This is a genomic window from Pseudomonas putida (assembly GCF_050989985.1).
Taxonomy (GTDB): domain Bacteria; phylum Pseudomonadota; class Gammaproteobacteria; order Pseudomonadales; family Pseudomonadaceae; genus Aquipseudomonas; species Aquipseudomonas putida_AI.
Window position 1 is genome coordinate 6,451,889 of sequence record NZ_CP158815.1, and the last position, 14,618, is coordinate 6,466,506.

Sequence of the window (14,618 nt, forward strand, 5' to 3'; positions counted from 1 at the left end):
GCTGCGATCTTTTTCGGTGCGCTCAGTATATCGACCCGATCAGAGCGTTACCCCAACGCCTTCCAGATATCCGTGGCGTACTCGCGAATCGTCCGGTCCGACGAGAACCAGCCCATCCGCGCCGTGTTCAACACCGCTGAGCGCCACCATTGCTGGGAATCGTGCCAGTGGGCTTCGACCCGCATCTGCGCATTCCAGTAGGAGTCGAAATCGGCGCAGACAAAGAAGCGGTCGTAGTCCACCAGCGAGTCGATCAGCCCGGTGTAACGCGCAGGATCATCCGGCGAGAACACCCCGCCGCGAATCGCCTGCAGTACATCGTTGAGCCGATGGGAGGCGGCGATGTCCGGCACCGCGCTGAACTCGTGATTCTGCTTGCGTGCTTCCACCTGCTGGGCGCTGAGGCCGAAGATGAACATGTGCTCGGCACCGATGCGCTCGCACATTTCCACGTTGGCGCCGTCCAGCGTGCCGATGGTCAGCGCGCCGTTCAGGCCGAACTTCATGTTGCTGGTGCCCGAAGCCTCGAAGCCGGCGGTGGAAATCTGCTCGGACAAGTCCGCCGCCGGAATGATGCTTTCCGCCAGGCTGACGTTGTAGTTGGGCAGGAACACCACTTTGAGCAAGCCGCGCACGGTCGGGTCGTTGTTCACCACCCGGGCGATGTCGTTGGTCAGTTTGATGATCAGCTTGGCCTGGTGATAACTGGCCGCCGCCTTGCCGGCAAAGATCTTCACCCTCGGCACCCAGTCGATTTCCGGCTCGGCGCGAATCGCCTGGTACAGCGCCACGGTGTGCATCAGGTTGAGCAGCTGGCGCTTGTACTCGTGGATCCGCTTGACCTGCACGTCGAACATCGCCGCCGGGTTGACCGCCACCCCCAGCCGTTCGTGAATGATGTACGCCAGGGCTTTTTTACTGTGCAGGCGCTGTTCGGCGAAGGCCTTGCGGAATGCGTTCTTCTCGGCGAACGGCTCCAGGCCGAGCAAGGACTCCTCGGGATTGTCCAGCACTTGCGGGCCGAGCGAATCGACCAGCATCGAGGTCAACTCCTGGTTCGACTGGAACAGCCAGCGGCGGAAAGTGATGCCGTTGGTCTTGTTGTTGATCCGATCCGGATAGAGCTTGTGCAGCTCCGAGAACACCGTTTTGCGCATCAACTGGGTATGCAGCCCGGATACGCCGTTGACGCTGTGGGAGCCGAGGAACGCCAGGTTGCCCATGCGCACGCGGCGACCATTGTCCTCTTCGATCAGCGACACCGCGCGCAGCACGTCGAAGTCGTGAATGCCTTTGGCCCGCAGCGAATCGATGTGCTGGGCGTTGATCAGGTAAATGATCTGCATGTGCCGTGGCAGCATGCGCTCCATCAGGCCCACCGGCCAGGTTTCCAGCGCCTCTGGCAGCAGGGTGTGGTTGGTGTAGGACAGCGTATCGACCGTGACCTGCCACGCCGCGTCCCAGGCCACGTCATACACGTCGACCAACTGACGCATCAGTTCGGCGACGGCAATCGAGGGGTGGGTGTCGTTGAGCTGGATCGCCGCATGATCGCCCAGGGTCAGCACCGAGGTGTGCATGTTGCGATGGCGGCGCAGCAAGTCCTGCAAGGAGGCCGCGACGAAGAAATATTCCTGGCGCAGGCGCAGCTCCTGGCCGGCTTCGGTACTGTCCGCCGGATAGAGCACGCGGGAAATGCTTTCGGCCCGGGCCACTTCGGCCACCGCACCGAGGTGGTCGCCGGCGTTGAAACGCTCCAGATGCAGATCTTCCATGGCCCGGGCACGCCACAGACGCAGGGTGTTGACGCTCGCCCCGCGCCAGCCGACCACCGGCGTGTCGTAGGCAATGGCCCGAACGGTTTCCGCCGGATGCCACACCTGCTTGGACTTGCCCTCGCTATCGGTCACGGTCTCGACGCTGCCGCCGAAGCCGATCGGGTAGACCACCTCGGGCCGCTCGAACTCCCAGGGGTTGCCGAAATCCAGCCAGTGCTCGGTCTGCTCCTGCTGCCAGCCGTCGACAATCGCCTGGCGGAACAGGCCGTGCTCGTAACGAATGCCATAGCCGTGACCCGCGATGCCCAGGGTCGACATGCTTTCCATGAAGCACGCCGCCAGACGACCGAGGCCGCCGTTGCCCAGCGCGGCGTCGGGCTCCAGCAGGCGGATGCGTTCCAGATCGACGCCCAACTCCGTCAGCGCCTCGCGCGCCACGTCGAGCAGGCCCAGGTTGCTCAAGCTGTCGTAGAGCAGCCGGCCGATGAGAAATTCCAGGGAGAGGTAGTAAACCCGCTTCTGACCTTTGCGGTAGATCTGCCGCGTGTGGTCCATCCAGTGCTCGACCATGTGATCGCGCGCTGCCAGCGCAATGGCTTCGAACCAGTCATGGTCGAAGGCATGATCCGGGTCTTTGCCCACCGCATAGGTGAGTTTGGTCAAGACGGCGTCGCGGAATGCGGCCACCTCTGCTTCGCGAACAAGTGGTTCTTGAGTCATCGATTGGACCTCGAGCGAGCTTTGAGTTGTCTGAGCCTAGACGGTCTGACAGGCGGTAGAGGCTCTGGTTCGGCAGTTTTTCCCGTGAATGCGAATGGCTCGACAGTACATTGTCATGTGCACGAATCAATGCAGGTGCCGTGCCGGAATGGCGGTTTATTGGACGGCGCGTAAAAAATCTGGCGAAAGGTTGTTCAAAAATCCACCAGTCCCGGTATGATCGCGCGCCCTGATGCACACGCCTGGTAAAACCCCCGATGATGAAGCCCAACCTGATCGCCGCAGCCGAGATCGACCGTCTCGAGACCTGGGCCAAATATTCGGCCCCGATGTGCGGCTCGTGCATCTCCAGCTGCTGCACCCTGCCGGTCGAGGTCAAGATCAAGGATCTGGTGCGTATCGGCGTGGTCGATGAGTTCGAGATGGGTGATCCGCCCAAGAACATCGCCAAGCGCCTGCAGAAGGAAGGGTTGGTCGAACGCTTCAACCAGAAATCGGGCATCTTCACCTTGCAGCGCATGAGCAACAACGATTGCTATTACCTGGATCGTAAGAGCCGTCTGTGCACCATTTATGACAAGCGCCCGGACACCTGCCGCAACCATCCGAAGATCGGGCCGCGTCCAGGGTATTGCGCTTACAAGCCCAAGGAAGTGGAGCGCGAGACCAATAGCCGTCGAACGCTGGAAAAATTCTGACTTTCGTTTTCTTAAACGAATATTTGAAAAACTTCTTACGCAATTATTTGAAGAGCCCGACAACTTGTTCGGGCTTTTTTGCGCACCGTATTTCGCTTTTTGCAAAACTGCGTTTATTACATGCAGGGGATTTCCTATTAATAAGTAGGAAGCTTCTTTATTTAGCGAATCCTTCATAGACCCACAGAACACCCTCTGCAACAGCATGAATCAATCCATGGCATTCATGCGGCCGCCTGATAACAGTTAGTTAATACATCAAAAACAACATCCGGGGCTCACCCGGAATACCTGTTGGCAACCAACTTCTGCGTCATTCACTTCGACGGTTAATGACAGGTGCCCTTTGTGCGGTGAAAACAATAATCACCAAGGAGGTCGCGTTAATGCCACCACACAAAATACGCCGGACTTTAATCAGCACGTCTTTGACTTTTTGCACACTGGCCATTGTTGGCGGGATGACCTACTGGCTTTGGCCAGGCAGCTCAATGACCACCACGACAACCACTCCCACCGTGCCGGTGAGTGCAATCGAGATTGGCCACCGGGACGTCCCTGTCCTTCTCAATGCCATCGGCAACGTACGCTCACTGCGCAGTGTCGATATCCGCCCCCAAGTGGACGGGCTGTTGCTGGAGTTGCCTGTGCGTGAGGGAGCGCAGGTCAGGCAAGGTGACCTGCTGGCACGCATTGACGATCGCGCCATTGTCGCCGCGCTGGAAGCGGCCAAGGCCCAGCAGACGGTTGTACAGGCCCAGCTGGCATCGGCAACGCTCGACCTCAAGCGCTATCGCGAATTGGCCAGCACGCAAGCTGTCTCTGCACAGACACTGGATCAACAAATCGCGCTGGTTGCTCAACTACAAGCGACGCTAAAGAGCCAGCAAGCCGCGGTGTCAGCCGCTCAGGTTCAGCTGTCCCATACCCGGATTCATGCGCCCGCCGATGGCCGCATCGGCCTCCACAATCTGCACGAAGGCAACTACGTGAGGGCAAGCGATGCACAGGCGCTGTTCTCACTGGTTCAACTGGACCCCATCAGCATTGAATTCGCCCTGCCCCAGGCCCGCCTTCCCCAGCTACAGGCGCTGATGGCCAGTGCTGATAAATCGTCGGTGCAATTACGCGCCTACTCCGGTGAAGGCGGAACGCTTCTGGGGGAGGGGCCTCTGGACCTGATCGACAACCGGGTGTCCGACGCGACCGGGACCGTGCGGATCAAAGGCACCGTTGCCAATTCGCAATGGCATCTCTGGCCGGATCAGTCGGTGGTGATCACACTTCAGGCCGGCACCTTGCAAGACGCCCTGGTTGTGCCGCAAAAAGCGCTGCGACAAGGCGCGAAAGGCTCTTTTGTCTGGCGCCTGAATGAGGGTAAAGCGACACCCCAGCCAGTGCAGGTCACGTACTCAGACTCGGACATCGCCGTGGTAGAGGGCATCCAGCCAGGGGACCAGGTTGTCACTGATGGCTATTCGCGGCTGCGTCCCGGATCGGAGGTGACCATTCTCCAGGCCACCGATACAGCGATTGCCCCCGTCGCCAGCCGGAGCACGCCATGATGACCAGACGCAATGTTTACGCCTGGTGCATGGACCGTCCGATCGGCACCCTTCTGTTGAGTTTCGCCCTGGTTCTTCTCGGCATCGTCGCCTACCTGCGCCTGCCCATTGCACCGCTCCCCGAGGCGGATTTCCCGACGATCCAGATTACCGCCAGCCTGCCCGGCGCCAGCGCTCAAACCATGGCGTCCTCTGTTGCAACGCCCCTGGAGGTGCAGCTCAGTTCCATCGCCGGCATCACCGAAATGACCTCGACCAGCTCCCTGGGGAAGCTGACGCTGACCCTGCAGTTCAGCCTGGAGAAAAACATCGACACCGCGGCTCAGGAGGTGCAGGTGGCGATCAATACCGCTTCCGCCCGGCTGCCCAGCGACATGCCCAGCCTGCCGGTCTGGCGCAAGGTCAATCCGGCGGACGGTGCGGTCATGATCCTCGGCGTCCACTCCGACACGCTTCCCCTGACCGAAGTCAGCGACCTTGCTGAAACCGTGCTGTCGCGCCGACTGAGCCAGCTCGAAGGTGTCGGCCTGATCAATGTGATCGGCCAGCGTCGCCCGGCCATCCGCATCCAGGCAAGGCCGGAGGTGCTCGCGGCCGCGGGCGTGACCCTGGCGGATATTCGCAGCGCGGTGCAGCAAGCCAGTGTCAACCTGCCCAAAGGCGCATTGTTCGGGGGCCATCGGGTATCGAACCTGGAGGTCAACGATCAACTGTTCGAACCCGCGCAGTACGACAACGTCATCGTGACCTGGCGCAATGGCGCGGCCGTTCGGGTGCGGGACGTGGCCAAAGTGAGCCTGGGCGCTGAGGATGACTATGCGCAAAGCTGGCCCGACGGCCAGTCCGGTGTATCGCTGCTGATCCGGCGCCAGCCAGGGGCGAACATCGTTGCCGTCGCCGATCGCATCAAGCAGGCCCTGCCCGGGCTCCAGGCGGTTTTACCGGCGGACTTGAACGTCGAAGTGATCAATGACCGAACCCGCACCATCCGCTCGTCATTGCATGAAGTTGAGCTGACGCTGGTCATCGCCATTGTCCTGGTGATTGGCGTGATGGCGCTGTTTCTGCGGCAGTGGTCGGCGACGCTGATCGTCACCCTCGTGCTCGGTGTCTCCATCGTATCGACCTGCGCCGTGATGTACCTGGCGGGATTCAGCCTGAACAACCTGACACTGGTGGCCATCGTCATCTCCGTGGGATTCATCGTCGATGACGCGATCGTGGTGATCGAAAACATCCATCGCCACCTGGAGCGTGGCGAGGACAAGCGCAGCGCCGCACTCAAGGGCGTCAGCGAAATCGGCTTCACGGTGGTCACGATCAGCGTGTCATTGATCGCTGCATTGATCCCCTTGCTGTTCATGGGCGGCGTCGTGGGTCGACTGTTCAGTGAGTTCGCCCTCACGTTGGTCGCCACACTCGTCATATCGGTCCTGGCGTGCCTGACACTGGCGCCGACACTGGCCTCGCTGTTCATGAAGGCGCCCAGCCACTCTCAATCGGGAGGTTTCTTCAGCGGGTTGTTGAGTGCCTATGATCGCGCCCTGGGGTGGGCACTGGATCATCAGCGCTGCATGTTGGCGGTGTTTCTGGCCAGCGTGGTACTCAGCGTTGCCAGTTTCGTCATGATCCCCAAAGGGTTTTTCCCCTTGCAGGACACGGCTTTCATCATGGGCTTTACCCGCGCTTCTGCCGATGTCTCCTATGAGGAGATGGTCGACAGGCACAAGCAGCTGGAGGCGATATTCAGCAAGGACCCGGCTGTCATCAGCTACAACCATGCCATCGGCGGTAGCACCACCGACTCGATCGGCAATGGCCGGGTGTGGCTGGTATTGAATGATCCGGGGGAGCGGGACGCGACAATCAGCCAGGTCATCGACCGGCTGCGCCCTCAATTGGCGCAGGTCCCCGGTATCCAGATATCCCTGCGCGCGGTTCAAGACATCAACCTCAGCGCGGGCCAGCCCAGGGCCCAGTATCAATACGTCCTCCAGGCGCAGAACAGTGACGAACTGGCAACCTGGGTGACGACCCTGGCCGACCGCCTGCGCACAAATCCATTGTTCCGTGACGTGTCCCACGACCTGCAACTGGATGCCAACATCACGCGAATCACCCTCGACCGGGATGAAGCGGCACGCTATGGCTTCACCGCTCGCGACCTCGATAACGCGCTCTATGACGCATTCGGACAGCGCCAGATCAGCGAGTATCAAACCGAGGTCAATCAGTACAAGGTTGTACTCGAACTCTCCACCGAGCAACGTGGCAATAGCGAAAGCCTGAGCTACTTCCATCTGCGCTCTCCGCTGACCGGCGAGATGGTGCCATTGCTGGCATTTGCGCGAGTGGAACCGCCCACGAGCGGCCCTGTGGTGATCAATCACAACGGCATGCTGCCGGCGGCCAACCTGTCCTTCAATCTGGCCCCTGGCGTCGCCCTGGGCCAGGCAGTTGCCGCCCTTCAGGGCACGGAACTGGAAATCGGCATGCCTGTTTCGGTGAGCGGCACCTTCCAGGGCTCCGCTCAAGCATTCCAGGCATCGCTGGCCAGCCAGCGGTTCCTGATCCTTGCTGCGGTGATTGCCGTCTACATCATTCTCGGTGTGCTCTATGAAAGCCTTGTGCACCCCCTGACCATCCTTTCCACCCTGCCTTCGGCAGGAATCGGCGCGATTTTGTTGCTGTGGGCGTGGCAACTGGACTTCTCGATCATGGCGTTGATCGGCTTGATCATGCTGATCGGCATCGTCAAGAAGAACGGCATCCTGCTGATCGACTTCGCCCTGCAAGCCCGGCGCGAACGCAACCTGTCGCCACGGGAAGCGATCCACCAGGCCTGCCTGGCGCGTTTTCGACCGATTCTGATGACCACCCTGGCGGCATTGCTTGGCGCGGTGCCGTTGATGCTGGCTTTCGGTACCGGTGCGGAGCTGCGCGAACCCCTCGGGGTGGTGATCGTCGGCGGCCTGTTGCTCAGCCAGGTGCTGACCTTGCTGACTACACCGGTGGTGTTCCTGGCCCTCGAGCGCCTGTTCCAAGGGGGCAAACGCCAGCAAGCTCGTGACATGGAGCATTCCAAATGATGTACAGAACACCTCTGCTCACGCTGCTTCTGTTGTCCTCTCTCACCGGCTGTTCCAGTCATACAGACACCGAAAGCCTGCCGATGCAGACCGCATCGGCAGAAGCGCCCGATAAGGTGCTCGCCTCCCTGGCACCGCGCTGGTGGGAAAGCTTCGAAGATCCGGTGCTGAACCAACTCATCACGCACGCGCTTCGCGACAACCTGGACCTGGCCGCTGCCATCGAACGGGTCCGCGAAGTACGCGCCCAGCACAATTTGCTCGCCAGCGAGCTGTACCCGCAAGTCGGCATCGCAGCGCAGTACGGCCGGTCCCGGACGGCGCAGGAAAGCACGAGCACCAAGTACTCCTACGGCGTGGACATGGTCTGGGAGCTCGATCTGTTCGGTCGCCTCAAAGCGTTGCGCAATGAAGCCGGCGCCGAGCTCAATGCAGTCCACCAGGACTATCTGAGCCTGCGCCTCAGCCTGATGGCAGAGGTGGCCAACAGTTACCTTCAATACCGGCTGGCGCAGCAGTTGATGGAAATCGCCACCCAGGCCGGCATCAACCAGGAGCAGACCGCACGGGTGACTCGGGCCCGCCTGGAGTCGGGGTCGGCCAATCGTTTTGATCTGGAGCGCATCGAATCCCAGCTCGCGATCACCCACGCCGAGATACCCACGGCGCAGCAGCAGGCACAAGCTGCCCGCTACAACCTCGCTTACCTGCTGGCCAGCGAGCAGACACGGATCGACAGCCTGCTTGCCGAGCCTTCTCCCCCATCCCTGCGATTTTCCGAGTCCGCGCTGCCGCAACTGTTGTCGATGCCCGCCGAGGTACTGCGCGAGCGGCCGGATGTGCGGGCTGCAGAGCAACGGTTGCGCGCCGCCGATGAATCGCTCGTCGCCACCAGGGCAGCACGCTTCCCTCAATTGACCTTGAGCGCACTGACATTGTTCGAGCAGGGGGGCGCCGCGCCTTGGGCACTGACCAGCCAATTGTTCCAGCCACTATTGGACTTCGGCCGGAGCGGCTCACGCATCGAGGCAAGCGATGCCCGTCGTGAACAGGCCAGATTGGCTTACCAGCAAAGCCTTTTACAGGCGCTGCGCGAAGCCCATACGTCGATCCAGGCTTACGGCCAGGGCATCCATCGACAAACCGAGCTCGACAAGGCCACTGCCGCCGCGACCCGCGCGGTCGACCTGGCCAGGCAGCAATACCAGGCAGGCACGGTTTCCATGCTGGAGGTACTGGATGCCGAGCGCAGCCTGTTCAATGTGCAGCGTATCCAGGCTCAGGCAAACGTCGATGTTGCGCTGCACTGGGTGGCGATCAACCGCAGCCTTGGGCTTGCACCCACGCAGGGCGCACCGGGCATGGAGACTGAGGATGGCAACGTCATACCGGATCAGAGGACCTGATCCTCGAAGAACGGGTGTTTCCGAGGTGAAGTAGCCCCCGCCCGACAACGAAAAAAGACGCACAAACAAAAACGCCCCCGGCCTTTCGACCGGGGGCGTTTTCGTTCAGCCGGGGCTAATTAGGCCTTGGCTTTCTTGGCAGCGCGGGTACGCTCGCTTTCGTCCAGGATCTTCTTGCGAAGACGGATGGACTTAGGAGTTACTTCGCACAGCTCGTCTTCCTGGATGTATTCCAGAGCCTGTTCCAGGGTGAAGCGAACAGGTGGAACCAGGGCGATGGTTTCGTCTTTACCCGAAGCACGCATGTTGTCGAGCTTCTTGCCCTTGGTAGGGTTGACGCCCAGGTCGTTGTCGCGGCTGTTCTGGCCGACGATCTGACCGTTGTAGATCTCCTGGCCGTGTTCTACGAACAGCTTGCCACGAGCCTGCAGGGTTTCCAGGGAGTAGGTCAGAGCCTTGCCGGTTTCAACCGAAACCAGAACGCCATTCTGACGGCCGGACATGTGGCCCGACTTCACTGGAGCGTAACGATCGAAGATCGAGGTCAGGATGCCAGCGCCGTTGGTCAGGGTCAGGAACTGGTTACGGAAACCGATCAGACCGCGAGCAGGGATGTTGTACTCCAGGCGAACACGGCCTTTGCCATCCGGCACCATGTTGCTCAGGTCGCCCTTACGCAGGCCCATCTCTTCCATGACCTTGCCCTGGGATTCTTCAGGGATGTCGATGGTCACGTTTTCGAACGGTTCCTGCTTCACGCCGTCAACTTCACGGATGATCACTTCAGGACGGCCCAGGGCCAGCTCGAAGCCTTCGCGACGCATGGTTTCGATCAGTACCGAGAGGTGCAGCTCACCACGGCCGGAAACCTTGAACTTGTCAGCCGAGTCGCCTTCTTCAACGCGCAGTGCAACGTTGTACAGCAGCTCTTTGTCCAGACGATCCTTGATGTTACGGGAGGTCACGAACTTGCCTTCTTTACCGCAGAATGGCGAGTCGTTTACCTGGAAGGTCATGGAAACGGTTGGCTCGTCAACGGTCAGAGGCTTCATCGCCTCGACGGTGTTGATGTCGCACAGGGTGTCGGAGATGAACAGCTCGTCGAAACCGCTGATGCAGACGATGTCGCCGGCAGCTGCTTCTTCAACGTCGATGCGGTGCAGACCGTGGTGACCCATCAGCTTCAGGATACGACCGTTGCGGCGCTTGCCGTCGGCGCTGATAGCGACAACCGGGGTGTTCGGCTTGACGCGACCACGAGCGATACGGCCAACACCGATAACACCCAGGAAGCTGTTGTAGTCCAGAGCGGAGATCTGCATCTGGAACGGGCCGTCACGGTCAACAGCTGGCGCTGGAACGTGGTCGACAACCGCCTGGTACAGCGCGGTCATGTCTTCGCCCATTTCGGTGTGGTCCAGACCGGCAATGCCGTTCAGGGCCGAGGCGTAGACGACTTTGAAGTCCAGCTGTTCGTCGGTGGCACCCAGGTTGTCGAACAGGTCGAAGATCTGGTCCAGAACCCAGTCAGGACGCGCGCCCGGACGGTCGACCTTGTTGATCACGACGATTGGCTTCAGACCGGCTTCGAAAGCCTTCTTGGTCACGAAACGGGTTTGCGGCATAGGGCCGTCTTGAGCGTCAACCAGCAGCAGAACGGAGTCGACCATCGACATTACGCGCTCTACTTCGCCGCCGAAGTCGGCGTGGCCCGGGGTGTCCACGATGTTGATGTGGTAGCCGTTCCAGTTGATGGCGGTGTTTTTCGCCAGAATGGTAATGCCGCGCTCTTTTTCCTGGTCGTTGGAGTCCATCACGCGCTCGTCGTTGAGCTCGTTGCGCTCCAGGGTGCCGGACTGACGCAGGAGTTTGTCTACCAGGGTGGTTTTACCGTGGTCAACGTGGGCGATGATGGCGATGTTGCGTAGATTTTCGATCACTTGTGTATCTCGATCAGAGGATTCGGTGTGCTGACAAGTCTTGGCAGCGATTAACAGTAGCGTCCGTGAAAGCCGTTACAGCTTGACGGTGGCATCGGGGGGCCGGTGACGCAGGCCACAGGCAAACAGCCCCGGGCACTTAGCTCGGTCGATAAACGCGCACATTGGCATGCCCCTCACTGAGCAGATGGTGGGCATGCAGGCGACTCATCACGCCTTTGTCGCAATACAACAGGTACTGGCGAGTAGGGTCCAGTTCCTTGAAACGAGCGTTCAGTGCATAAAACGGCATCGTTCGTACCTCGATGCCAGCGAGTTCCAGCGGGTCATCCTCGGCGGCATCCGGGTGACGGATGTCGATCACGATCTGGCCTGCCAGCGCATCGCTGACTTCTTCAATCTGTATGTCCTGGCCCAACTCGTCGATCACGCGATCGATAGGGACCAGCTTGGCGTTCTCGAGCGCGCGCTCAAGCACTGCCATGTCGAATTCTTTCTCTTCGTGCTCCACGCGGTAGCGCTTGGCGGCGGTCTTCGGATTGACCGAAATGACCCCGCAGTACTCCGGCATGTGCCGGGCGAAGTCGGCGGTGCCGATTTCGTTGGCCGTGTCGATAATGTCCTGCTTGTGACTGGCGATCAGCGGGCGCAGCACCAGCTTGTCGGTCACGCAGTCGATCACGGACAGGTTCGGCAACGTCTGGCTCGATACCTGGGAGATCGCCTCACCGGTGACCAGCGCCTCGATGTGCAGTCGATCGGCAATCGCGGAGGAAGCGCGCAACATCATACGCTTCAATACTACGCCCATATGACTGTTATCGACTTTGCCGAGAATTTCTCCCAGCACTTCCTCGAACGGCACACTGACAAATAACACGCGTTGTGAGCTGCCGTACTTCTTCCAGATGAAATGCGCGACTTCCATGACGCCCAGTTCGTGGGCCCGTCCGCCCAGGTTGAAGAAGCAGAAGTGGGCCATCAGGCCACGGCGCATGATCTGGTAGGCCGCCACGGTGGAGTCGAAACCACCGGACATCAGCACCAGCGTCTGCTCCAGCGCGCCCAGCGGGTAACCGCCGATGCCGTTGTGCTGGCTGTGGATCACGAACAACCGTTGGTCGCGAACTTCGATACGGACTTCGATTTCAGGCTTTTTCAGGTCGATCCCGGCGGCACCGCACTGGCGGCGCAACTGGCTGCCGACGTACTTCTCGACATCGATCGAGCTGAAGGTGTGCTTGCCGGCACGCTTGCAACGCACCGAGAAAATCTTCCCGGCCAGCGCCTCGCCGTAGTGCTGCTTGCACTTTTCGACGATGTCGTCGAAATCGCCCAGCGGGTACTCGTCGATTTGCAGGAAGTGCGCGATGCCCGGCATGCAGCTCAGGCGCTCGCCCATCTCTTTCAGGGCCTTGGGGTCGCTGACGCGGGTTTCCAGCTCGAGGTTGTCCCACACGCCGTTCACCACCACAGCCGGGTCCAGGTCGCGGAGCACGGCACGGATGTTCTTGGCCAGCTGACGGATGAAACGCGTCCGTACAGGGCGGCTCTTGATGGTGATCTCGGGAAAGACTTTTACGATTAGTTTCATGAAAACAGCGCGCGCTGGGCCAGCCGAAAAAGGGGGGCGCGGATTATAGCGGAAATTGCTCAAGGTTTAACCAATTAATGTGCAGAAGGTTTTGCACGCACCAAAACGGTTCACTTTCCAATTTGCACGCTACATTAAGGGGCGAGAATTTCCGCTTTTTTGGGCTTTGCACCTCTATAAGCGTGAATTTGGGGCAAAAAACCCATGCTGGGGCACTGGCATGCAATTTGCTCCCTTGTGAGGCAGGTTGCCTTGGCAGAGTATTCGCGCCGGCATCACAAACATTTAAGGGCATCCACTACCCGCCCTAAGCCACCCCGGAGGACAGTATGTCGAAGTCGGTTCAACTCATTAAAGATCATGACGTCAAGTGGATTGATCTGCGCTTCACGGACACCCGCGGTACTCAGCACCACGTGACCATGCCGGCTCGCGACGCGCTGGACGAAGACTTCTTTGAAGTCGGCAAGATGTTCGACGGTTCCTCCATCGCTGGCTGGAAAGGCATCGAAGCCTCCGACATGATCCTGATGCCGGACGACAGCACTGCCGTTCTGGACCCGTTCACCGAAGAGCCGACCCTGATCCTGGTTTGCGACATCGTCGATCCTTCGAGCATGCAAGGCTACGACCGCGACCCACGTGCGATCGCCAAGCGCGCCGAAGAGTATCTGAAGTCCACCGGCATCGGTGACACTGCATACGCCGGTCCAGAGCCAGAGTTCTTCATCTTCGACCAAGTGAAGTTCAAGTCCGACATCTCCGGCTCCATGTTCAAGATCTACTCCGAACAAGGCTCCTGGATGTCCGACCAGGACGTGGAAGGCGGCAACAAAGGCCACCGTCCAGGCGTCAAAGGCGGCTACTTCCCGGTTCCACCGTTCGACCACGACCACGAAATCCGTACCTCCATGTGCAACGCACTGGAAGAAATGGGCCTGACCGTCGAAGTTCACCACCACGAAGTGGCAACTGCCGGCCAGAACGAAATCGGCGTTAAGTTCAACACCCTGGTGAAGAAAGCCGACGAAACCCAAACCCTGAAGTACGTCGTGCACAACGTTGCCGATGCCTACGGCCGTACCGCTACCTTCATGCCTAAGCCGCTGTACGGCGACAACGGTTCGGGTATGCACGTGCACATGTCCCTGTGGAAAGACGGCAAGAACACCTTCGCAGGCGAAGGCTATGCCGGCCTGTCCGATACCGCCCTGTACTTCATCGGCGGCATCATCAAGCACGGTAAGGCCCTGAACGGCTTCACCAACCCGGCTACCAACTCCTACAAGCGTCTGGTTCCAGGCTTCGAAGCTCCGGTAATGCTGGCCTACTCGGCTCGCAACCGTTCCGCTTCGATCCGTATTCCTTACGTGTCGAGCCCGAAAGCCCGCCGTATCGAAGCGCGCTTCCCGGATCCAGCTGCCAACCCGTACCTGTGCTTCGCCGCACTGATGATGGCTGGCCTGGACGGTATCCAGAACAAGATCCACCCTGGCGATGCCGCTGACAAAAACCTGTATGACCTGCCGCCTGAAGAGGCCAAAGAGATCCCACAAGTTTGCGGCAGCCTGAAAGAAGCCCTGGAAGAGCTGGACAAAGGTCGTGCGTTCCTGACCAAAGGCGGCGTTTTCAGCGACGACTTCATCGACGCTTACATCGCTCTGAAAAGCGAAGAAGAAATCAAGGTACGTACCTTCGTACACCCACTGGAATACGACCTGTACTACAGCTGCTAATCCAGTAGCGCCTGCGCAAGCGGCGTAAAAAGAGGCCTCCTTCGGGAGGCCTTTTTTGTGCCCGGGATTTAACAATCGATGGAGATCAACTG

The 14,618-nt window shown here is 59.8% G+C and carries 8 protein-coding genes; 5 read left to right on the forward strand and 3 right to left on the reverse strand.

What is annotated here, in order from left to right:
- Positions 1-47: 47 nt before the first annotated feature.
- On the reverse strand, positions 48-2,498 hold the full coding sequence (locus tag ABTV29_RS29415) for a glycogen/starch/alpha-glucan phosphorylase (protein WP_433768010.1): 2,451 nt from the start codon (positions 2,496-2,498) through the stop codon (positions 48-50).
- A 257-nt stretch (positions 2,499-2,755) separates the two neighbouring features.
- On the opposite strand from ABTV29_RS29415, the gene ABTV29_RS29420 reads away from it, so the two are divergent.
- From ABTV29_RS29420 to ABTV29_RS29435, 4 genes are all read left to right on the forward strand, one after another.
- Complete coding sequence (locus ABTV29_RS29420; RefSeq protein WP_433768011.1) at positions 2,756-3,196, forward strand: YkgJ family cysteine cluster protein; 441 nt, start codon at positions 2,756-2,758, stop codon at positions 3,194-3,196.
- Between the two features lie 386 nt (positions 3,197-3,582).
- Positions 3,583-4,761 (forward strand): efflux RND transporter periplasmic adaptor subunit, encoded by a 1,179-nt coding sequence (locus ABTV29_RS29425; protein ID WP_433768012.1) that lies wholly within the window; start codon positions 3,583-3,585, stop codon positions 4,759-4,761.
- Positions 4,758-7,850 carry an efflux RND transporter permease subunit gene (locus ABTV29_RS29430; protein ID WP_433768013.1) on the forward strand — a complete coding sequence of 1,031 codons (3,093 nt, stop codon included), beginning with the start codon at positions 4,758-4,760 and terminating at the stop codon, positions 7,848-7,850. Before ABTV29_RS29425 ends, ABTV29_RS29430 begins: the two co-directional genes overlap by 4 nt.
- Positions 7,847-9,256, forward strand: a complete 1,410-nt coding sequence (locus ABTV29_RS29435; protein WP_433768014.1) for an efflux transporter outer membrane subunit — start codon at positions 7,847-7,849, stop codon at positions 9,254-9,256. Before ABTV29_RS29430 ends, ABTV29_RS29435 begins: the two co-directional genes overlap by 4 nt.
- Positions 9,257-9,375: 119 nt before the next feature.
- Here ABTV29_RS29435 and typA read toward each other — a convergent pair whose 3' ends face one another.
- Together typA and thiI are read right to left on the reverse strand one after the other, a co-directional pair.
- A complete protein-coding gene (gene typA, locus ABTV29_RS29440; protein ID WP_433768015.1) occupies positions 9,376-11,196 on the reverse strand; it encodes a translational GTPase TypA in 1,821 nt (606 codons plus the stop codon).
- Between the two features lie 139 nt (positions 11,197-11,335).
- Positions 11,336-12,790, reverse strand: a complete 1,455-nt coding sequence (gene thiI / locus ABTV29_RS29445) for a tRNA uracil 4-sulfurtransferase ThiI (protein ID WP_433768016.1) — start codon at positions 12,788-12,790, stop codon at positions 11,336-11,338.
- Positions 12,791-13,119: 329 nt separating this feature from the next.
- Here thiI and glnA point away from each other — a divergent pair, with 329 nt between their 5' ends.
- Positions 13,120-14,526, forward strand: a complete 1,407-nt coding sequence (gene glnA / locus ABTV29_RS29450) for a type I glutamate--ammonia ligase (RefSeq protein ID WP_110965907.1) — start codon at positions 13,120-13,122, stop codon at positions 14,524-14,526.
- Positions 14,527-14,618: the final 92 nt, after the last annotated feature.

What these genes read in the sequence shown, in the direction of transcription:
- ABTV29_RS29415 (WP_433768010.1), bottom strand. Translation starts at nt 2,498, where the DNA reads ATGACTCAAGAACCACTTGTTCGCGAAGCAGAGGTGGCCGCATTCCGC.
- ABTV29_RS29420 (WP_433768011.1), top strand. Translation starts at nt 2,756, where the DNA reads ATGATGAAGCCCAACCTGATCGCCGCAGCCGAGATCGACCGTCTCGAG.
- ABTV29_RS29425 (WP_433768012.1), top strand. Translation starts at nt 3,583, where the DNA reads ATGCCACCACACAAAATACGCCGGACTTTAATCAGCACGTCTTTGACT.
- ABTV29_RS29430 (WP_433768013.1), top strand. Translation starts at nt 4,758, where the DNA reads ATGATGACCAGACGCAATGTTTACGCCTGGTGCATGGACCGTCCGATC.
- ABTV29_RS29435 (WP_433768014.1), top strand. Translation starts at nt 7,847, where the DNA reads ATGATGTACAGAACACCTCTGCTCACGCTGCTTCTGTTGTCCTCTCTC.
- thiI (WP_433768016.1), bottom strand. Translation starts at nt 12,790, where the DNA reads ATGAAACTAATCGTAAAAGTCTTTCCCGAGATCACCATCAAGAGCCGC.
- glnA (WP_110965907.1), top strand. Translation starts at nt 13,120, where the DNA reads ATGTCGAAGTCGGTTCAACTCATTAAAGATCATGACGTCAAGTGGATT.